This window comes from Aquimarina sp. KJ22-3 (assembly GCF_055808215.1).
This window is the reverse complement of the sequence record NZ_CM147859.1, coordinates 5,043,321-5,064,218: the sequence shown is the minus strand read 5'-3', so window position 1 is coordinate 5,064,218 and position 20,898 is coordinate 5,043,321. Positions and strand designations below refer to the sequence as shown.

The window sequence follows — 20,898 nt, the reverse complement described above, 5'->3', positions numbered from 1 at the left end:
TTTATATGGATATAAATATAAATGAGAATGAACCAAAAAAATATGATATTGATCAGTTCATCGATAAGTCTAAGAGATAAAAGAAAAGGTGAGCCTTTTTAAAGAACTCACCTTTGACGAACATAATATGTAGTATAGTTAAAAAAGCCCGTTTCCTATGATGATTAAACTATTAACCACCAGACTTGTGATCAAAAGATCCAGAACCAATTTAGGTTTTTGAACCGTAAGAATAGCTGCATTATGTGCACTACAAACAACAACACTTAGAAAGACCAGAAACATTTGTAGGGGAGCGTTACCATTCATTAATGTAGTCATAATAGCGATAGAACCTAAACAGGTAGAAACAATAATAGCCAAAGCAGAATATCCTGTGTAGTTTTCGGTAAAATCGGCGTTTATTTTTGCATATAGTGTCATAATAGTAGCTTTTTAATGATGAGGTAAAATTATAGTGTAGTGCATTCTTAAAATATGATAAATGTCAGTTTTCCAGTATTAGTTTCAATCTTCCTAGCATCATGAGTTCGGATTTGTTTTTGCCAGAAAAAGCGTCGGCAATGCTATTGGCCGTTTCCCAGATCAGTCCTTTGATACTTTTGGTAAAATGAGATTTATGATCTGTATAAAAAGACTCAAATTCCTGAAAGCAAGGTTCGGCAGAAGGAGTTTCATAGTCCATCCAGTCAAAAACAATTTCAATCTGAAATGCAGCATCTACCCCAAATTCATCCACCACATCATCTACTTGTAACCATTTTGATTTTACGATTTTTCGTAAAGAGTTGTATTCAGATTTTCGAACTACTTTGTCTGAAGCTGCAATGGCATAGAATAGTTTTCCGAGATTTTGATAAAATGCTAATCCTATATTTTGAGTAGTATCCATGGTATGTTGTTTTTATGAGTTATTTGATAAAATTACAAGGTGCTTTGGGATTTTTTTATGACATCCGTCAGTAATTGGAAATAGTATAAATGCGTACATTTGAATTATGAAGGTATTTGAAAAACAGGATAATGTTTTTAAAATTCTCTCCGAAGCAGTTTCAGAAGGAATAATTGTTGTCAATAAAGAACAAATCATAGTAGCCACCAATGGTTCTGCCAATGAAATATTTGGATATGAGCAGGGAGAACTTATCGGGAAATCCCTCAATGTGCTCATTCCCCAGAAATATCACCATAATCATGGAGCTCATTTTAAAAGTTTTGTAGCTAATGCAGAAAAGAGGCATATGGGTAGAGGTAGGGATATCTATGGCGTACGGAAAGATGGAAGTGAGTTCCCTCTGGAAGCGGGACTGAATCCTTTTTCTATCTACGACAATAATTATGTCATGGCTTTGGTAATAGATATTACCGAGCGTAAGGAACAAGAACGTAGAATTCATGAACTCAACAGTGAACTGGAACAAAAAATTGAAGAACGTACCGAAGAACTCCATCACACCATAGAAGAGTTAAAAGAAGAAGTAAAACTTCGTGTAGAGGCTGAAGAAAAGGCTAAAGAATCTTTACAAAAAGAACGTGATCTTAATGAATTGAAAACGAAATTCTTATCATTGGTATCACATGAGTTCAAAACACCGTTAAGTGGGATTCTAACATCTACAACTCTAGTTGGTAAATACACTAAAGAAGACCAACAGGAAAAAAGAGAAAAACATCTTAATACCATAAAAAATAAGGTAAAGTACTTAGATAATATTTTAAATGATTTTTTGTCTGTAGAACGACTCGATAGCGGAAAGGTGAATTATAAGTTTTCGACTTTTCCTTTGAGTAAAGTAATTAATGAAGTGATTTATGATGCAAATATGTTGTTGAAAGATGGACAAAGAATAAATTATCCTGCTGAAATTGATGATTACATAGTAGAATTTGACGAAAAGATACTAGAATTAGTGTTGACCAATTTGATTCGTAATGCAATTAAATATTCACCAGAGCACACAACGATAGACCTAAATGTAAGTGTTACAAATAAGGCGTATGTTTTTGAAATTATTGATGAGGGGATAGGAATTCCTGATAAGGAACAAAAGTTCATTTTTGACCGATATTTTAGAGCAGAAAATGCACTACTGGACCAAGGTACAGGTATTGGTCTGAATATCGTAAAAAGCCATTTGGAAAACCTTGGTGGGAGTATTACTTTTACTAGTAAAGAAAATGAAGGTAGTACATTTAAAGTTTTAATTCCAATAACAAACAACCACTCTGATGACTAAAATTTTATTAATAGAAGATGATACAGCTCTTAGAGAGAATACAGCAGAACTTTTAGAATTGTCAGATTATGAAGTGGTCACTGCTCCAAACGGAAAAATCGGTATCGAAAAGGCTAAAAATGAGAAACCTAATATTGTTGTTTGTGACATTATGATGCCAGAGGTTGATGGTTATGGAGTATTGGAAGCACTCTCACATGATACCACTACCAGCCAAATACCTTTTATCTTTTTATCAGCCAAAACTGAGCACAAAGAAATTCGAAAAGGGATGGATTTGGGAGCGGATGATTATTTGACAAAACCTTTTGAAGAGGATGAATTACTAAGTGCTATTGAAAGTCGATTGGCCAAGGCTCAAATCATTGCTAGTATTATCAAAGAACAATCGACATCAAAAGAAGTACAGGAGAATGATGATGGATTAAGAAATTTAAACGAACTTAAAAATTTCTTTGATGACTATGGAGAGATTTCGACCTGTAAAAAAGGAGAGAGTATCTATAAAGAAGGAGAGCATTCTAACATCATCTATTTAATCTTAAAAGGGGTAATAAAGTCTCACAAAATGGATGAAAACGGTAAAGAGTTGATTACTGCATTGTATAAAGCTGACGATTTTTTAGGGTTTACTTCGTTTGTAGACAACGTTCCTTATCAGGAGTCGGCCACTGCTGTCGAAGAAGTGGAATTAGCTGGGATTTCTAAAAGCAAGCTGAAGGATATTCTCGAGAAAAGCAAAAATATTTCCTTGGAGTTGATGGAACTTCTTACTGATAACCTCTCAGAAATTAAGGAGCAATTACTGCAAATGGCTTATAGTTCTGTACGTAAAAAAACGGCACAAACCATTTTACAGTTTGCCGAAGTTCTCAATAAAAAAGCAGAAGATAATATAAAGATTTCCAGACACGATCTTGCTAGTGTTGCTGGTATTGCTACAGAAAGTTTGATCCGCACATTGTCTAGTTTTAAGAAAGATGGGCTTATAGAAATAGAAGGCCGTAATATTAGGATTCTCAACTTGTCTGGGTTGCAAATGGTAGAATAAAATCACCTAAACTGATTTTTGTCATACTTTTAGTTTATTCGTTCTGATACATTTGTTTTCATTACAACGTATTAGACATGAAAAATATCCTGATTCCTACAGATTTTTCAGAAAATTCGTGGAATGCTATTACCTATGCATTATCATTTTTTAATAAGGTCACATGTAATTTCTACCTATTGCATGTTTCGCCTTATGATGAGATCATTGGTCAAGGTAATTTCTTAGAATCAAGAGAGACAGTGGTAGATCAAGTGACCCAAAATGAAAAGCAACAGATGCAGTTGCTAATGAGTCGTATTGAAAAACTACCATTAAATACAAAACATCGATTTTTTACCATATACGAATACCATTTCTTTATTGATGCCATACGTAAACAGATCGAAGAAAAGGAAATCGATTATATCGTAATGGGTACCAAAGGTGCTTCAGGATTAAAAGAAATGACAATTGGAAGTAATACCGGTGATGTGATCACCAAAGTGAAATGTCCGGTATTGGTTATTCCTGAAAAAGCAAGGTATCAAAAACCTAAAGAAATTGCTTTTCCTACCGACTATAATCAGCAGTACAAAAGTAGAGTGCTAAATACAATAACAAATATTCTTTCTGTAAATAATGCTGCTCTAAGAGTGTTGCATGTTTCTAAAAAAGAAAAAGAACTTTCCGAGTTACAAAAAAGAAATAAAGATTTACTGGATGATCATCTTAATGATTTGATTGAACACAGTTTTCATTTTTTATCAAACAGAAAAATCGAGGAGGCTGTACAATGCTTTGTTGAAAGTAGAAATATTGATATGATCGCTATGATTGCGAAGAATCTTAATTTTTTTCAACGCATTTTATTTCATCCTACTGTTGAAACGATCAGCTATCACACTGATGTTCCGTTTTTAGTACTTCACGAATAATACAAACAAAAATAATATGTGCACAAGTTTGGTTACCAAATACAATATCCCGGGGCCTAGATATACAAGTTACCCAACGGTTCCTTATTGGGATATGAATACATTTTCTTTAAAGGGTTGGACACAATCTGTACAACAAGCTTTTACAGAAAGCAATAGTACAGAAGGAATTAGTCTATACATTCACTTGCCATTTTGCGAAAGTATGTGCACATTTTGTGGGTGTCATAAACGAATTACCAAAAGGCATGAAGTAGAGGTGCCCTATATTCGATCAGTTTTAAAAGAATGGCAATTATACCTTGCTCTTTTTGATTCGAAACCTAAAATCAAAGAGTTACATTTGGGAGGGGGTACACCTACCTTCTTTTCTCCTGAAAACTTACAATACTTGATCAATGGGATTTTTTGGCATGCCGAGAAAGCCGAGGGTTGTGAGTTTAGTTTTGAAGGTCATCCCAACAATACAACTTACGATCATTTGCAAGCGCTTTATGATGTTGGTTTCAGAAGAGTGAGTTTTGGGGTTCAGGATTATAATGAAACCGTTCAAAAAGCAATTCATCGGCAACAATCCTTTGCAGATGTAAAAAAGGTTACCGAAGCCGCTCGAGAAATTGGGTATACTTCGGTTAGTCATGATATTATTTTTGGATTGCCTTTTCAAACGGAGGAAGCGGTAAAAGCTACCATTGCAAAAACAAAAGAATTACTTCCGGATCGATTGGCGTTCTACAGTTATGCGCATGTACCCTGGCAAAAAGGAAATGGACAACGCGGCTATAATGAGCAAGATTTACCCAAAGGTGAAGAAAAAAGAAGGCAGTATGAGATGGGAAAGGAGATGTTATCCCATGCTGGATATCTAGAGATCGGCATGGATCATTTTGCTGTGCAAAGCGATTCCTTATATCAGTCTATGAAGAATGAAACTTTACATCGAAATTTTATGGGGTATACCGCTTCAAAAACACAATTAATGATCGGTTTGGGAGTGTCTTCTATAAGCGATAGCTGGTATGGTTTTGCTCAAAATGTAAAGAATATCGAAGAATATCAGCATCTGGTAAGCGAAGGCATTATTCCGGTGTTTCGGGGTCATATTCTGAACCAGGAAGATCAAATTATTAGACAGCATATATTGAATTTGATGTGCCATTTTGAAACAGAATGCAGTGAGGATCTATATTTTGAAGAATTACCAGAGGTTTTGGGTAAGTTAAGTGAAATGGAACAGGATGATCTGGTCGAAATTTCAGGCTCAAGAATTAAAATATTAGATAAAGGAAGACCTTTTGTTCGTAATATCTGCATGGCTTTTGATTTAAGACTACAACGTAATCAGCCAGAAACACAACTATTTTCTATGACCGTCTAAACGACCTTTAAAATTGTAATCCAGTTGATTGTGACTTTTGTTACAAACATTAAGAAGCTAACCTCATATTTTTGTAAAGAGAAAAATCTTTATGCATTATTATGAGGTTATTTATGTTGTTTTCAGGATTATTATCGCTATTTCAAGCCCAAGACACCAATAAAATAGAAGTATTAGATGTTGCCGCATTTAAACAAGCTGTTAGCCAAGGTAAGGTTCAACTGGTAGATGTACGCACACCCAGAGAATATAATGGCAGCCATATCCAGGGAGCAATTAACATTGATTTTTATAAGAAAATTACATTTGATCAAAGTTTTAACCAATTGGATAAAGAGCAACCTGTTTACATTTATTGCCATTCTGGAGGTAGAAGCAAAATGGCATCTAGAAGACTTGTAAAAATAGGTTTTACCAAATTGTATGACTTGCAAGGAGGTTATGTTGCCTGGAACAGATAGTTTTTTAACTGTGACATTCCAAATTTGCCGAAACAATTTCAGTAATCGGTTTTGGAGAAAGATAAGGAATACCTAATCCCATACCTCTAAGAATAAAGAGTATACCAATGGTAACGATAACTATCGGTATCGCTTTTTGAATGTATCTGTTCAGTTTTTCTGAAGTGAAATTCCCAGCATACACCGTTATGGTCATAAGCGGAACAGTCCCTAATCCAAACATCAACATATACAAGCTGGATTCAAAAACATGGGTAGAAGCAATCGCCCCAAAAACTGCCATGTATACTAATCCACAAGGTAAAAAACCGTTTAAGAATCCTATGGTTAAGAAGGTGTCAGGAGTCTTTTTTTGTAGTGCTTTTCCCAATCCGCTTTTCACCTTACCAATGATTTTATAAATAGGAGCTGCAAATGCATATTTTCTTGATGGGTTTATTGGAAGTACCACAACAGCGATCATTAATATTCCCATAGCAATAGAGATTCCTTGTTGGATGTCAAAAATATGCAAGCTTCGTCCCACCAATCCAAAGAAAAAACCAATCATACCATAAGCCAGTAATCTCCCCAGATGATACAAAGAAATCTGAAATAGTTTTTGAGTTGCATTGGATCTATGTACAGGTAGCATAAAAGCGATAGGGCCGCACATTCCGATACAATGAAAACTTCCTAAAAGGCCTAATATGAATGCGGTTGCTATCATTTAATAGGTAAATGAGTGTTTAAATAGATAGGAGGTATTCTCATATGTCCAATCAATAGTCATATTCCATCGACCTTCGATAAGTTGATCGTTAGGTATTTTCAGTTCGGTATTCGATAAACGAATAGGAATTTCGAAATCAAGCTTTTTGTTGGACGGTCGATACATCAAAATAGTTCCTGAAATCCCTTCAATATTTTTGTCCTCCGGAAATTGAATGCTTAAACCCTTGGCTGTTTTTCGTACACTGATATCTTTTTTTAGATTTTTTGCATTTTGTTCGGCATCAATTTCTTTTTGAAAAGCAAGCTCTTTTTTATAGTACTCTTCTGTTACCAGATCGTGCTCATATTTTTCATTGGTATTCATTTTTACAACAAAAAAAAGTATAAAAGAGATAAACCCTGCAAATACCAATACGATCGCTGTTCCCCAGTTTATTTTCATTTTTTTTGACTTTTGAGTTATACCTTGTTTTACAATTATCGATAGGTTCGTGGACCTAAAAATGCGCTAATAGTTGTCTCGATGAGTTGATCGTTGCTATACACGCCAATCTTCACTTTATCCTTATCCCCATTTAGGGCAGAAGCGTTGATCTCTATAAACAGAGTGCCTTCGGCAATGCCTTGTTTTGGGACCTGAAAGTTTTGATGTGTTACCTCTTCGATTTTTCCTTGATGGGATAAGAGTTCAAAATGCACATCCGTAATATCCTCGGTAGTTTTGTTTACCAGCTTGTAGGTGTATACATTGCTGATCACATTATTTTCTTTTCGCTCGTACAGCTGTCCGGGTAATCTCAATATGGTTGCTTCTACATCGTTTCGAAGAAAAAGCATTCCGACCAAGACTCCCGTAAGTATCAAAAGCACTCCACTATATCCTTTTAAACGAGGAGTAAATTTGAATTTCGCTTTTTTGGCGATGTTTTCTTCGCTGGCATAGCGAATCAATCCTTTTGGAAGATTTACGCTTTCCATCATGTGATCACAGGCATCGATACACGCTGTACAGTTTACACACTCCAGTTGGGTACCGTTCCGGATATCGATGCCAGTGGGACAAACATGAACACATTGAAAACAATCAATACAATCTCCTTTTCCGGAAGCGATCCGGTCTTCGTTTTTCTTGAATTTGGCGCGACCTTTTTCTTTTTCGCCGCGCTTATAGTCGTAGGCAACAACAATAGATTTTGAATCCAAAAGTACTCCTTGTAATCTACCATAGGGGCATGCTATAATGCATACTTGTTCTCTAAACCAGGCAAATACAAAGTAGAATACCGCGGTAAAAATCAACAACGAAATTAAAGTGCTGACATGTGCTGATGGCCCTTCGATTACATATTGTAACAGTTGATCACTACCAATAAGATAGGCTAGAAACACATTGGCAATTAGAAAAGAAATCAAAAAGAATATACTCCATTTGGTGATTCGTTTTCTAATTTTTTCTGCATTCCAGGGCTGCTTATCTAATCGTATCTGTTTTCCTCTATCTCCCTCAATCCAGTATTCAATCCTTCTGAAAACCATTTCCATAAAAATGGTTTGAGGGCATACCCAACCACAAAACAACCGCCCAAAAGCAACTGTAAATAATGTGATAAAGATGACTCCTATGATCATGGAAATCACAAACAGATGAAAATCTTGCGGCCAGAAAGGAGCCCCAAAAATATTGAATCTTCGCTCCAGGACGTTGAACATCAAAAACTGATTTCCATTGACCTTGATAAAAGGCGCGGAAAACAGAAAAATCAATAGCCCATAACTTACCCATTTTCGGTAACGATAGAATTTTCCACTTGGTTTTTTAGGATACACCCACGCGCGTTTTCCCTCTTCATTTACAGTGGCTATCGAATCTCTGAATTTTTCGTTTGTAGGTGTTTCCAAAAGTGTTTCTTTTAATTATTCACTGACTACTTCTGGGATCGAATCAGACACTGCAGTAGATACTTCTTCTTTGGGCGCATCTGGATCTATCCAAATCTCTCCCTGAGGTTCTTTGGGTTCTGCAGGAGTGGTGCCTTCTAGAGTCATAATATAACTGGCTACCTGGGCCATTTCTGCGGGCTTCAAAGTTTGTTTCCAGGCTACCATTCCTTTACCGTCTCGTCCTCCTTCAGAAATCGTACGGAATATATTTTTGATACCTCCACCGAGGATCCAATATTGATCGGTTAGATTGGGACCTATACCCCCACTACCATCAGCTTTGTGACAAGCCACACAATTGGTAGCAAAAATGGCCTTTCCTTTAGCAAGATCAGCAGCTTCTGTAAGCAAGGTTACCGTGTTTACGTCTACCAGATCTTTGGCGGTCCTTTTATAGTTTTCGATAGCAATCTTGGCTTCGGCGACTTCTGTTTCATATTCTTCTGACTGGGTATAGTCATTAAACACATGAAAGCGTACCATATAGATCACTCCAAAAAGAATAGTAGCATAAAAACCATACACCCACCAAGGTGGAAGGTTGTTGTCCAGCTCTTTGATACCGTCGTAATTGTGATCCAAAATAATCTCGTCTTCCTGATCTACCGGTTTGCTATCAAGCAGTTTTAGATAGATATCCTTAATCCATTTAAATTGCTTTTCTTTTTTAGCTTTTTGAGCTAGTAAATAGCGTTCTTGAGCATCTGGCTTTAAGGATTGAAATAGTATGTTTTGTAAGGCCGCGAGACTTATTTCTATAGCTATGGCAAACAAAGCGACTATTCCTAACCCCAACCAGCTTAAAGGTTGCTCGATAAAAGCAGATCCAGAATCTGTAGTAACAGTTAATTCTATAAGTATATAGGCTAGAATTAAAAATGTAAGTACGCGTATATAAGATGCGGTGGTTTTCATAATGTGATATCTTTATTGGTTTCTAGAGGTATGTTGCTCACTTCTTTGATATGTTCTTTTTTGGCGGTAAAAACCCACCAGAAGAGCGCAGCAAAGAAGATGAAAAAAATGAGCAGTGAAATCATTGGGTAGATTTCTATACCTTCAATACTCTCCATATGTCCTTTTACAAATTTTAGCATGGCTTTATTCTTTATTTTGTACTACAGTTTCCTCAGTATTATCTTTCACCTTAATATCGGTTCCTAATCTTTGGATATAAGCGATTAAGGCAACTACTTCACGATGTCTCATTTCTACAAAGTCTAACCCATTCTCTTGTGCATATTTCTTATCGGCTTCATAGGTTTTTGCAAAATCCGGATCGGTGTATAGGTTCTTTTCTATCTGTGTTGCCTGCTCATCCATCCATTGTTGTGCTTTGGCAATTTCTTCGGTAGTATAGGGCACGCCTAGTGCTACCATGGCTTCCATTTTTGCCTCGGTTTGTGAACGATCGAGTTTGTTTTGGATCAACCACTTATAGCTTGGCATGATAGACCCCGATGAGGTACTTTGCGGATCATAAAAGTGATTAAGATGCCAGTTATCAGAGTATTTACCACCTATGCGGTGCAGATCGGGTCCGGTACGTTTACTACCCCATAAGAATGGGTGGTCGTATACGTACTCTCCCGCTTTTGAGTATTCTCCGTAGCGTTCTACCTCACTTCTGAAAGGTCGTATCATTTGCGAATGGCAGGAAACACAACTTTCTCTGATGTATAGATCTCTACCTTCTAGCTCAAGAGGAGTATATGGTTTCACGCTAGTGATCGTTGGAATATTCGAATCAATCATGAGTGTAGGAATGATTTGTACTGCTCCACCAATCAGAATAGCGATAGTAGCAAAAATGGTCAGTTTTACTGGTCTTCTTTCTAACCAGGTATGGTAAGTTTCTTTTGCTGTTCTGCGTCTGGTTACCTTGGTTAAAGGAGCAGCTTCAGCCAGCTCATCTTTCACATTGCTACCACTTTTTACTGTTTTTACTACGTTGTAGAGCATGATGAAGATTCCCAGAATGTAAATACTTCCTCCAATGGCACGCATCCAGTACATCGGGATAATCTCATTTACGGTTTCCAAAAAGTTACCGTAAACCAAACTTCCGTCAGGGTTAAATTGTTTCCACATAGAAGCCTGTACGAACCCAGCAACATACATAGGCAGGGCGTACATAATGATTCCTAAAGTACCTAACCAGAAATGTACGTTTGCTAATCCTGTAGACCATAATTTGGTTTTGAATAGTTTAGGAATTAACCAATAGGCCATTCCGAAGGTTAAAAATCCGTTCCAAGCCAAGGCTCCAACATGAACGTGTGCGATTACCCAGTCGCTAAAGTGTGCAATGGCATTTACGTTTTTTAAGGATAGCATAGGCCCTTCAAAAGTGGCCATACCGTATCCGGTAATCGCAACAACCATGAATTTTAAAACAGGATCGGTACGCACTTTATCCCAGGCCCCTCGTAGGGTAAGTAATCCATTGATCATACCTCCCCAGGATGGTGCAATAAGCATTACCGAAAAGGCAACTCCAAGGTTTTGGGCCCAATCGGGTAAAGCCGAATAGAGTAAGTGGTGGGGTCCTGCCCAGATATAAATAAATATCAATGACCAAAAGTGTACGATAGATAATCGATAGGAATAAATAGGTCTATTCGCCGCTTTTGGGATGAAGTAATACATCAATCCCAGGAATGGAGTAGTCAAGAAAAACGCCACCGCATTATGTCCGTACCACCATTGCACCAAAGCGTCTTGTACCCCGGCATATACCGAATAACTTTTTAAGGCGCTTACAGGAAGCTCAAGACTATTAAAAATATGAAGCACCGCAACGGTAACCACGGTTGCAATATAAAACCATATGGCAACATAAAGATGTCGTTGTCTTCTTTTTAAAATAGTCCCTATAAGGTTCCAACCAAAAACCACCCAGATGACCGCAATGGCAATATCAAAAGGCCATTCTAGTTCTGCATATTCTTTTGATGTGGTAAATCCAAGGGGTAGCGTAATTGCGGCCCCTACAATAATTAATTGCCAACCCCAGAAATTGATATTACTCAGAACATCACTAAACATTCGGGCTTTTAATAAACGCTGGGTAGAGTAATAAACCCCGGCAAAAATTGCGTTACCTACAAAGGCAAAAATTACAGCATTGGTATGCAGTGGTCGTAATCGACCGAAACTTAGCCAGGAAATACCATCTGTAAGGTTTGGGAATAAAAACAGGAATGCCAGTAGTAAACCAACGGACATTCCCACAATACCCCAGAGCATTGTAGCGTACAAGAATTTTTTTACGATTTTGTTATCGTAATAGAATTGTTCCATTTCCATTTTATGATTGTTTAGTTTTAGGGGTTGCAGAAGATTGTTCGTTGTTTTCCTTTATGAGCTCGTCTTCAAAAAGCATTCGAACCGAAGGCGTATACACATCGTCATATTGACCGTTTCTTATCGAAAAGATAAACGCAACAAAAAAGATGATCGCGACGACAATACTTATTGTTAAGAGTACATAGATAACACCCATACTTTTTTTATTATGCATCAAAAGTAGGAGCCCATCTTTTCTTAAAAAATGACATTTGTCAGGTTTTAATCGCTATTTATTTATGAACTTTCATTAGTCAATAACCCTTAAAACTTTTAGTCATGAAATCTAGATCGAATCCTCTTAACCTGAGAAGAAAAATCACTACGGGATTGTTCATTATCGGTATAGGTATTATAGTTGCCTATTTGTTTTATAATACAGGAATCGTAGATATGGTCTTGGATTTATTTTCTCCCTATCCTGAGAAGTAGACCTTTAAATACAAAGTAGTGATAACATACAGCTTTTCAATAAGCTTCATTTGTGTGCGTATTAAAATGAATGTTCTTATTCCAGATAAAATCTGGTCTAAGGGTGTATGACGTAACTTTACTAAAGGTTTCCGTAGGATACTTTTGAGTAAATATCATCTTGCTGGGTTTTACCATATAGCCTCCCCAATATTCCGGCATAGGAATAGTACCGTTTTCAAATTTGTTTTCGAAAAATTCTAGTTGCTCATCCAGCACTTTTCGCGAAGAAATCTCAGTGCTTTGTTTGGACGCCCAGGCTCCCAACTGGCTTCCCTTTGGGCGGGATTCAAAATACCCTTCGGCAAGATTAGTAGCGATCTTTTCTGCGGTTCCTGAAATAAAAACCTCTCGATTTGCCGACGACCAATTAAAAAGTAAAGCAACTTTGTTATGATGCGCAATAGATTTCCCTTTTTCACTTTCGAAATTGGTAAAAAATACAAACCCTTCCCAGGTAAATTTCTTGAGCAAAACAATTCTACTTTTTGGAAATTCATCCGTACCTATGGTAGCTAATTGCATGGCATTAGTCTCTTCTTCGGGATGTGAAGTGTCTACTTCATGAAACCACTGTTGAAAGTGTTGCATAGGATTATGATCAGTAGCTTCATTCATTTGTTTTTACGCTTACTTTTTTACTGAGGATATTAGTGAGTACAGTTACATAAATAACCACAGAAATAGAACTTAAAGGCATTAAAATAGCGGCAATAACAGGAGATAATTGACCCGTTACCGCAAAATACAATCCTATACTGTTGTAGAAGAAAGATAGTATGAAACTGGATTTAATAATGCCCATTGTCCTTTTGGAAATGGTTAAATAATGGTTGATATTTCGAAAGACCGATGCATCCAAAATAGCATCGCAAGCGGGAGAAAAGACGTTTACATTTTCAGAAACGGCGATCCCCACATCACTTTGTGCCAGTGCTCCTGCATCGTTGAGGCCATCACCTATCATGACTACATTGGCATCATGGTTTTGCAAGCTTTTGATATATTCGAGTTTATCGTCTGGTTTTTGATTAAAGAGTAAGTTAGTATTCTTAGGTAACAGCTGTTCTAAATGCCTTTTTTCTCCTTCATTATCTCCTGACAAAATAGATAGGCGATAGTTTTTTGATAAGGTCTCGAATAGTTCTTTAACTCCTTTTCTGTATTGATTGTAGAAAACGTAGTGCCCTTTGTATTGATCATTGGCATTAACATGTACTGTAGTATTCAAAGCATTAGTTCCGTTGGAATTTTTTATGAAATTTTGAGAACCGATTTTAATACTGTCCTTCGCTGATCGAGCTTCGATACCTTTACCGAGGTGCTCCTGATATTCGTCCAAAGTGAGAATATCATGATCTTCCAAAATTTGATACAACGACCTACTTAACGGGTGATTCGATGCGCGAAGTGTACTTTTTAATAATGCTTCCTCTTTTTTGGAAAGTGGTTTGCCATGGTATTCGATTTTATTTTTCCTGTTTGAGGTAATGGTACCTGTTTTATCAAAAATAAGAGTATTGACCTTTGACAATTGTTCAATTACATCTGCATTTTTTAAGTAAAAATGGTTTTTTCCAAAAATCCTCAACATGTTTCCTAATGCAAAAGGTCTGGCCAGTGCTAGTGCACAGGGACAAGCAATAATAAGTACTGCGGTAAATACGTTCATCGCTTTTGAGCTATCCGCAATTAACCAATAACTGGTTGCAATAAAAGCAATACATAAAATAATGATCGTAAAATATTTGCTAATGGTATCTGTAAGATTCGTAAAGGATGATGTTTTGTTTTTACTAAAAACGTCATTACTCCATAATTGGGTGAGATAACTTTGCTCAACAGATTTTAAGGCTTCAATCAATATGGCGCCATTCAATTGTTTTCCTCCTGCAAAAAGTTTATCGCCGGATTGTTTGGCCACCAAATCGCTTTCTCCGGTAACAAAACTATAATCGATTTGTGCATCTCCCTCGATGAGGATACCGTCAACGGGGATTAATTCTTCGTTTCGGATTAATAAACGATCTCCTTTTTTAATATGATAAACCTGAATACTTTCTTCCTTGTCATTTTTTTTGGATACTCGGGTCACTGCAATAGGGAAATACGATTTATAATCCCTTTCAAAAGACAGAAATGAGTAGGTTTTTTGCTGAAAAAATTTTCCGACCAGTAAAAAGAAAACTAACCCTGTAAGGCTATCAAAAAAACCAGTTCCCAAATCAAATATGATTTCTACAGAGCTTCTTATAAATAATACAAGGATCCCTAATGCAATGGGGATATCAATATTCAATAATTTACTTCGAAGGCCTTTGTATGCTGAAATGAAATACTCTTGCGCAGCATAAAATACAACGGGTAAAGAGAAGGCAAACATTAGCCATCGAAAAAGGTGCTTGTACTTTTCTAACCAGTATTCTGATACTTCAAAGTATTCGGGAAACGATAAAAACATTACATTACCGAATGCAAATCCAGCGATTCCTAATTTGTATAGTAATTGATGATTGTTGTTTTTTGGAGTACTCGTATAATCGTCCAGACTAATGTATGGCTCATACCCAATGGAATTCATTAAAATCACCACTTCTTTGAGTGTTGTTTTTTCTGAATTGAGGGTAATCCTAACTGTTTTTTTTGGGAAATTCACTTGAGAAGAAGTAATTCCCGGTTTCAATTTATGTAGATTTTCTAAAATCCAGATACAAGAGCTACAATGTATATGAGGGATGTATAGTGTAATAATCTGAGTATTCTGATCTGAGAACTCTATTAGCTTTTCAGCAATATCAGGATTATCGAGATAATCGTATTTTCCTTCAATTTCTTTAGGAATAGCTCCAGGAGCAGATTGTAAGTCATAATAATCGGATAAATCATGACTTGAAAAAATTTCATATACAGTTTTGCAGCCATTACAGCAAAAGGTTTTGTGGTCGAAGTTGATAACTGTTTTATCGCAATTATTTCCACAGTGAAAACAAGTTGATTGTGTCATAAACTCACTGTTTTGCTGCAAAAATGCAGAAGTTAAGGGTAAAAGAATATGATAATTATCATGTTTTGCCCTTTTCAGGAAATAAGTGGATGTTACTGATGGTTATCAATCGGATGATCCTCATACAAATCTTTAAAAGTTTTATCGGTTGTGTAGTTATCTCTAAGTACTTTATAAACCATTACAATGATCATGATTTGACCTAAACAAGTGAGATAAAATATCCAACTAAAATGAATATTCATTACCACCAAAATAGTAACAAGTAAGAGCATAATCGAGGTGAGTACTACCATAGCTATCGCTGAAATTTTCATAACACTTTTTATTTACAAAATACCCTTTTTTGGAAACAGTTTGTCATAAGAATTCGCTAAAACATAAGTGTAGACTGACAAAAATCATATTTTCTGATCATGTGCTTATCTACTTTTGAACGTAAGATATCAAATAGTAGAACCTATGAGAAAGATACTTATTCCAACCGATTTTTCAGAAAATGCAATGAATGCCATTCGGTATGCATTAGAACTTTTTAAGTACGAGAAAAGCATTTTCTATATCATGCATGCCTATGCCGATGAGGTGTATGATCATGACGCATTAGTTTCGAGAGAAATTCTTGAGGAGTTAAAAGAAATTGTAAAGAATAGTTGTATCGTAGAGTTAAAGGACACTCTTAAAATTATTGATCAAATATCTCCAAACCCTAGGCACGAATACAGAGTGATTCCTGCTTTTGGGACATTAATCGACGAAGCCAATGCTATAGTAGATAGTGAAAATATCGATGTTTTGATTATGGGTACCAAGGGAAAAAGAAATGATCAAAATCTCACATTTGGAAGCAATACATTGCAGGTACTAAAATATGTAAAATGTCCTGTGTTGGCGATACCTAGTGGCTATAAATGGAAGCAACCGAAAAATGTTTTGTTTCCTACGGATTATTTTTTGCCATATAAAAGAAGAGAGCTTAAATTGGTGAGTACATTGACCAAAAGTTTCAGGTCTACTGTTCATCTACTTCATGTTTCTAAACATGAAAAGATTTCGATACGACAAGAAGATAACAAAGCCTTTCTGAAAGAATGTTTGTTCGATACAGACATTAAATCTCATACGATTGCATCCGATACACTTACCGAGGCCATCAACAATTTTGTAGAAAGTAATGAGATTGATCTTTTGATTTTGGTGAATTCAAGACATTCATATCTCGAAAATATATTGTATCAATCCACAATAGATAAAATAGGGCTGCATATCAAGATCCCTTTTTTAACCATGCAGAATTTGCAACGATATTAAAATGTGAAAAGATGAAACGAATTTTGTTACCTACGGATTTTTCAAAAAATGCATATAATGCCATACGATATGCCATGCATTTATTTAAGGGAGATAGTGCTACTTTTTATTTATTAAACACCTTTACTCCAGCTTCGTATAGTGCTGATTTTCTTATTGAAAATCCAACTCCTTATGGTTTGGAAGAGGTAGCCATGATAAATTCAAAAAAGAATATTGCCAAAATTGAAGAAAGTATCATGACAGAGTTTAATAATCCAAAACATCAATTTGAAAGATTATCCATCTTTGGTATGTTGACAAGCGAGATCAAAGAAATTATCAAACGAGAAAATATAGATCTGATAGTGATGGGAACCAAAGGTGCTACCGGAGCCAAAGAGTTTTTCTTGGGAAGCAATACACAAGACGTAATCAGGAGTGTTGACAATTGTCCGGTTTTGGCGGTGCCAGAAGAATCTTCTTTTACTGAAGTTTCGGATATCGCTTTTGCTACCGATTTTGAACGAGTGTATTTCAAATCAGAGATAGTTCCTATAGTGAATTTGGCAAAATCACAGGATGCGACCGTAAGAATGATTCATGTATATGACGACCCAAAATTATCGAATGTGCAGCGGTTCAATTCAAATTCTTTGGAACAATATTTTAAAGAGATCAACTATGAATTTCATGTGATTTCTGATTTTTCTACAATAGAAAAGGCAATTCAGGCATTTGTAGAAGAACTAGAGATTGATATGTTGATGATGATCAAATACAAGCATAGTTTTATAGAAAGATTAACTCGAGAACCTGTGATTAAAAAAATGACGTTTCATACCACAATTCCATTTTTGGTAATCCCAGCGGATAACTGATTATTGTCATAGTATTCTTCGGGTCTGGTGTATAGTTTTATGTCATAATTCATAAAAACCACACATCATGAGAAGAATATTAGTTCCTACAGATTTTTCTAATAATGCATACAGTGCACTCTTTTATGCGACGCGGTTTTTTCAAAATGAACCCTGTCACTTTTTTATTCTAAATACTTTTGATGTTAATACTCCTGTATTAACGAGTAGAATGGATACTAGTAAAGGAGATGCATTATACCGACAATTAAGCGCTACATCCAAGGATAAACTTACCGAAACCCTTCATTGCATAGTAAGAGATACCGAAGATTTTGAGCATACTTTTGAAACGGTATCCGTTTCCAAAGATTTGACAGAAACGATCAATAAGACTGTAGAGAGTAAGGAGATCGATTTGGTAGTTATGGGAACCAAAGGAGCCAGTGGTTTGAAAGAGATTTTTATTGGCAGTAACACAGTCAAGGCAATTCAAAATATCAAGCGATGCCCGATACTCTTGGTCCCTGATGAACTTGATTTTAAACCACCAAGAAACGTTGCTTTTGCTACAGGGTTTGGACGATCGTATAGCAAAGAAGAGTTACAACCTATTATAACGATGGCCAAGATGTTTAAGGCCTCGATAAAGGTGTTGCACATTCATGAAAATGAATTATTGAACGAAGAACAGGAGCAAAATTTCAAAATTCTGAGAACACTTTTTGAAGGAGTAGAACTAAGTATGCATTGGCTGGCAAAGGATAACCAAAAGGCAGAAGTTATTCAGATGTTTCTAGAAGAAATGAATATTGATATGCTCACCATGTTGAGATATCCGCACAGCATTACAGAAAGTATAACTCATGAGCCTGTAGTAAAAAAGATGGGCTTTCGTATTGACATTCCTTTCTTGGTAATTCCGGTGAAGAGCTGATAATTATCATAGTTTTTGGGCGTGTTTCCTTATACATTTATTTCATAAACCATTAAAAAACAAAGTAATGAAAAGGAAGATATTATTACCAACCGATTTTTCTAAAAACGCATGGAACGCGATGACCTACGCGATAGAACTTTATAAGGATGAAGTTTGTGAATTTTATATACTCAATACATTTAATGCTACAGGTTATGCATTAGAAAGTATGATGGTTCCAGAACCAGGAGAACGTTTTTATGAAGAGGCAAAAAAACAATCAGAAATGGGATTGGCAAAGATGCTAAAAGGGCTTTCTTTTAGAAATGAAAATCCGAAACACCAATTCTTCACTGTTTCTCAGTTTAATAGCTTACTAGAGGGAATTAAGGATGTGATTGCCAAAAAAGATATTGAACTGGTAGTTATGGGTACCAAGGGAGATACTGATGCCGCAAGTATTGTCTACGGAAGCAATACCATACTAGTTATGGAGAAAATTCGAAATTGCCCGGTAATGGCCATACCAAAAGAAGCTGATTTCAAAAAACCAAAGGAGATTGTATTTCCCACCGATTACAAGACACCGTTCAAAAGACGAGAATTACAACATCTTATGGATATCGCCAAAATTAGTGGTGCGGTCATTAGAGTACTGCATATTGTAGATGCAGACGGGTTAGATGAGGATCAACAAAATAACAAACGACTTTTGGAAGAGAATTTTGAAAATTTAGAGCATAGTTTTCATACGCTGCGCAATGTAGATGTGCAAGGAGGGCTTAGCGCATTTGTAGAAAGTAGAGATAGTGATATGGTCACTTTTATCAACAGGAAGCACAGTTTCTTTGGTAGCATATTCTCTAAACCCATGGTAAAAAATTTAGGGTACCATTCTCGAGTACCCGTATTAGCATTGCATGACGTATAACCAAATCAACAGATTATGAAAAACATAGGCATTTGGATGGATAAGCAAAAAGCGTTTATCATCACCATAGAAGATCAAAAAGAGCGTATAGATAAAATACCTTCTAATGTTGAAGATTTTCGGATCCATGGAGGATCTGGAACTCGAATCAAGGGAGGACCACAAGATGTAGTACAAGACAGAAAGTATCTTGAACGCGAAAAACATCAGTTTAGAACCTACTTTGAAACACTAGTAACTTTTCTACAAGATGCGGATAAAATTGTTGTTTTTGGGCCCGCTGAAGCAGGCGAGAAATTTAAAAAAGAACTGGATCAAAACTACAAGGATATCGCAGTAAAGGTAGAAGGTGTTTTTAAGGCAGATAGCATGACAGAAAATCAAACCAAAGCTTTGGTCAGAGACCACTTTAAAAAGTATAAGCAGAATATCGTTTAACAGAGCCAAATTTTAGTCTCGAGTTAAGTTTTGTATAGGCAACTCACCCCATGAATAAGGTTGAGTTGTCTCACTTTTAATTACAAACATATCACATGCAAAACCAGAATTTTGACATCATAAAATCTTCGGGACAAAAGGTTAAATTTTCTCTTCATAAACTTCGCAATTCTCTAAAAAGAAGTGGTGCTAATGATACAACGATTGAGCAAATAATTGATATAGTCCGAGATGAGCTATATCAAGGAATTTCTACTAAAGAAATTTATAACAGAGCTTTTGTTCTACTTAAAAAGAAAAAGTCTGTTTTTGCATCAAAATATAAGCTCAAGAAAGCAATTTACGAGCTTGGTCCAACCGGTTTCCCTTTTGAACGTTTTGTAGCGGCAATACTACAATATTCGGGATACAAAGTAGATATAGGGCAAATTATCGATGGCAAATGTGTATCACACGAGGTAGATGTGGTGGCTAGAAAAAACAATAGCTATATCGTGGTTGAATGTAAATTTCATGGAGAAGAAGGTCGTAATTGTAATGTAAAAGTTCCATTATACATCCATTCTAGGTTTCAGGATATTACGACTTTTTTTCGGGATCAATATATAGAAGAAATGATACCTGATCAAGGTTGGGTGGTTACCAATACACGTTTTACCGGGGACGCTATTGCCTATGGGGTTTGTGCTGGATTGTATCTGCTCAGTTGGGATTATCCAAAAGATAATGGGTTAAAAGATAGAATTGATCGTTTAGGACTTTATCCCATAACTGTTTCTACATTACTAACAAAACGTGAAAAACAATTTTTGCTTAGCCGGGATGTGGTATTGTGTAAACAACTAATTGATGATATGTTTTATTTAGATCATCTTGGAGTTTCAGAGGAGCGAAAGGAGAGAATTATGGATGAAGTCAAATTGTTATGTAATGTATAA

24 protein-coding genes are annotated in these 20,898 nt (G+C 36.1%); 12 read left to right on the top strand and 12 right to left on the bottom strand.

Translation table 11 applies throughout. The features are described 5' to 3' along the window. Positions 1 to 138: 138 nt before the first annotated feature. Both AC0L3Q_RS23330 and AC0L3Q_RS23325 read right to left on the bottom strand, forming a co-directional pair. Positions 139 to 423 carry a hypothetical protein gene (locus AC0L3Q_RS23330; protein WP_073318238.1) on the bottom strand — a complete coding sequence of 95 codons (285 nt, stop codon included), beginning with the start codon at positions 421 to 423 and terminating at the stop codon, positions 139 to 141. A 64-nt stretch (positions 424 to 487) separates the two neighbouring features. Beyond that, complete coding sequence (locus AC0L3Q_RS23325) at positions 488 to 892, bottom strand: hypothetical protein (RefSeq protein WP_473283389.1); 405 nt, start codon at positions 890 to 892, stop codon at positions 488 to 490. Positions 893 to 998: 106 nt separating this feature from the next. Here AC0L3Q_RS23325 and AC0L3Q_RS23320 point away from each other — a divergent pair, with 106 nt between their 5' ends. The 5 genes from AC0L3Q_RS23320 (at position 999) to AC0L3Q_RS23300 (ending at position 6,044) form a co-directional block, all read left to right on the top strand. Continuing rightward, positions 999 to 2,237, top strand: a complete 1,239-nt coding sequence (locus AC0L3Q_RS23320; RefSeq protein WP_473283387.1) for a PAS domain-containing sensor histidine kinase — start codon at positions 999 to 1,001, stop codon at positions 2,235 to 2,237. Then, positions 2,230 to 3,288, top strand: coding sequence for a response regulator (locus tag AC0L3Q_RS23315; protein WP_473283385.1), 1,059 nt, complete (start codon positions 2,230 to 2,232; stop codon positions 3,286 to 3,288). Before AC0L3Q_RS23320 ends, AC0L3Q_RS23315 begins: the two co-directional genes overlap by 8 nt. A 77-nt stretch (positions 3,289 to 3,365) precedes the next feature. Beyond that, positions 3,366 to 4,205, top strand: coding sequence for a universal stress protein (locus AC0L3Q_RS23310; protein ID WP_473283384.1), 840 nt, complete (start codon positions 3,366 to 3,368; stop codon positions 4,203 to 4,205). A gap of 16 nt (positions 4,206 to 4,221) precedes the next feature. Continuing rightward, entirely contained in the window at positions 4,222 to 5,583 is a 1,362-nt protein-coding gene (gene hemN, locus AC0L3Q_RS23305) for an oxygen-independent coproporphyrinogen III oxidase (RefSeq protein ID WP_473283382.1), read from the top strand. A 101-nt stretch (positions 5,584 to 5,684) separates the two neighbouring features. After that, positions 5,685 to 6,044 (top strand): rhodanese-like domain-containing protein, encoded by a 360-nt coding sequence (locus tag AC0L3Q_RS23300; RefSeq protein ID WP_473283380.1) that lies wholly within the window; start codon positions 5,685 to 5,687, stop codon positions 6,042 to 6,044. Between the two features lie 4 nt (positions 6,045 to 6,048). Here AC0L3Q_RS23300 and AC0L3Q_RS23295 read toward each other — a convergent pair whose 3' ends face one another. The 7 genes from AC0L3Q_RS23295 to ccoS are packed head-to-tail and all read right to left on the bottom strand — an operon-like array spanning position 6,049 to position 12,204. After that, complete coding sequence (locus AC0L3Q_RS23295; protein ID WP_473283378.1) at positions 6,049 to 6,753, bottom strand: sulfite exporter TauE/SafE family protein; 705 nt, start codon at positions 6,751 to 6,753, stop codon at positions 6,049 to 6,051. Then, a complete protein-coding gene (locus AC0L3Q_RS23290; protein ID WP_473283376.1) occupies positions 6,754 to 7,200 on the bottom strand; it encodes a FixH family protein in 447 nt (148 codons plus the stop codon). A 35-nt stretch (positions 7,201 to 7,235) separates the two neighbouring features. Beyond that, positions 7,236 to 8,657, bottom strand: a complete 1,422-nt coding sequence (gene ccoG, locus AC0L3Q_RS23285; protein ID WP_073318210.1) for a cytochrome c oxidase accessory protein CcoG — start codon at positions 8,655 to 8,657, stop codon at positions 7,236 to 7,238. 15 nt (positions 8,658 to 8,672) lie between these two features. After that, positions 8,673 to 9,614: a cbb3-type cytochrome c oxidase N-terminal domain-containing protein gene (locus tag AC0L3Q_RS23280; RefSeq protein ID WP_473283374.1), complete on the bottom strand. Its 942-nt coding sequence runs from the start codon at positions 9,612 to 9,614 to the stop codon at positions 8,673 to 8,675. Then, positions 9,611 to 9,796: a CcoQ/FixQ family Cbb3-type cytochrome c oxidase assembly chaperone gene (locus AC0L3Q_RS23275; RefSeq protein WP_073318205.1), complete on the bottom strand. Its 186-nt coding sequence runs from the start codon at positions 9,794 to 9,796 to the stop codon at positions 9,611 to 9,613. Before AC0L3Q_RS23275 ends, AC0L3Q_RS23280 begins: the two co-directional genes overlap by 4 nt. A gap of 4 nt (positions 9,797 to 9,800) precedes the next feature. Continuing rightward, positions 9,801 to 12,008, bottom strand: a complete 2,208-nt coding sequence (ccoN, locus tag AC0L3Q_RS23270) for a cytochrome-c oxidase, cbb3-type subunit I (RefSeq protein ID WP_473283372.1) — start codon at positions 12,006 to 12,008, stop codon at positions 9,801 to 9,803. Position 12,009: 1 nt separating this feature from the next. Beyond that, entirely contained in the window at positions 12,010 to 12,204 is a 195-nt protein-coding gene (gene ccoS, locus AC0L3Q_RS23265; RefSeq protein WP_073318680.1) for a cbb3-type cytochrome oxidase assembly protein CcoS, read from the bottom strand. A gap of 122 nt (positions 12,205 to 12,326) precedes the next feature. On the opposite strand from ccoS, the gene AC0L3Q_RS23260 reads away from it, so the two are divergent. After that, positions 12,327 to 12,479, top strand: a complete 153-nt coding sequence (locus AC0L3Q_RS23260) for a hypothetical protein (protein WP_473283370.1) — start codon at positions 12,327 to 12,329, stop codon at positions 12,477 to 12,479. Positions 12,480 to 12,515: 36 nt separating this feature from the next. Here AC0L3Q_RS23260 and pdxH read toward each other — a convergent pair whose 3' ends face one another. The 3 genes from pdxH to AC0L3Q_RS23245 form a co-directional block, all read right to left on the bottom strand. Further along, positions 12,516 to 13,136: a pyridoxamine 5'-phosphate oxidase gene (gene pdxH / locus AC0L3Q_RS23255; RefSeq protein WP_473283368.1), complete on the bottom strand. Its 621-nt coding sequence runs from the start codon at positions 13,134 to 13,136 to the stop codon at positions 12,516 to 12,518. Then, positions 13,129 to 15,522, bottom strand: coding sequence for a heavy metal translocating P-type ATPase (locus AC0L3Q_RS23250; RefSeq protein WP_473283366.1), 2,394 nt, complete (start codon positions 15,520 to 15,522; stop codon positions 13,129 to 13,131). Before AC0L3Q_RS23250 ends, pdxH begins: the two co-directional genes overlap by 8 nt. A 92-nt stretch (positions 15,523 to 15,614) precedes the next feature. Next, positions 15,615 to 15,839, bottom strand: a complete 225-nt coding sequence (locus AC0L3Q_RS23245) for a hypothetical protein (RefSeq protein ID WP_473283365.1) — start codon at positions 15,837 to 15,839, stop codon at positions 15,615 to 15,617. Positions 15,840 to 15,984: 145 nt separating this feature from the next. Between AC0L3Q_RS23245 and AC0L3Q_RS23240 the strand changes: the two genes are divergently transcribed. The 6 genes from AC0L3Q_RS23240 to AC0L3Q_RS23215 all read left to right on the top strand — a co-directional run bounded on the left by AC0L3Q_RS23240 (position 15,985) and on the right by AC0L3Q_RS23215 (position 20,898). After that, positions 15,985 to 16,833 carry a universal stress protein gene (locus tag AC0L3Q_RS23240; protein WP_473283363.1) on the top strand — a complete coding sequence of 283 codons (849 nt, stop codon included), beginning with the start codon at positions 15,985 to 15,987 and terminating at the stop codon, positions 16,831 to 16,833. 11 nt (positions 16,834 to 16,844) lie between these two features. Next, positions 16,845 to 17,693 carry a universal stress protein gene (locus AC0L3Q_RS23235; protein WP_473283361.1) on the top strand — a complete coding sequence of 283 codons (849 nt, stop codon included), beginning with the start codon at positions 16,845 to 16,847 and terminating at the stop codon, positions 17,691 to 17,693. A gap of 67 nt (positions 17,694 to 17,760) precedes the next feature. Further along, positions 17,761 to 18,609, top strand: coding sequence for a universal stress protein (locus tag AC0L3Q_RS23230; RefSeq protein ID WP_473283359.1), 849 nt, complete (start codon positions 17,761 to 17,763; stop codon positions 18,607 to 18,609). Between the two features lie 67 nt (positions 18,610 to 18,676). After that, the gene (locus AC0L3Q_RS23225) at positions 18,677 to 19,522 is read left to right on the top strand and encodes a universal stress protein (protein WP_473283357.1); all 846 of its coding nucleotides are present in this window, start codon (positions 18,677 to 18,679) and stop codon (positions 19,520 to 19,522) included. Positions 19,523 to 19,537: 15 nt separating this feature from the next. Continuing rightward, positions 19,538 to 19,960, top strand: coding sequence for a hypothetical protein (locus tag AC0L3Q_RS23220; protein ID WP_473283355.1), 423 nt, complete (start codon positions 19,538 to 19,540; stop codon positions 19,958 to 19,960). A 95-nt stretch (positions 19,961 to 20,055) separates the two neighbouring features. Then, a complete protein-coding gene (locus tag AC0L3Q_RS23215) occupies positions 20,056 to 20,898 on the top strand; it encodes an ATP cone domain-containing protein (protein WP_473283354.1) in 843 nt (280 codons plus the stop codon).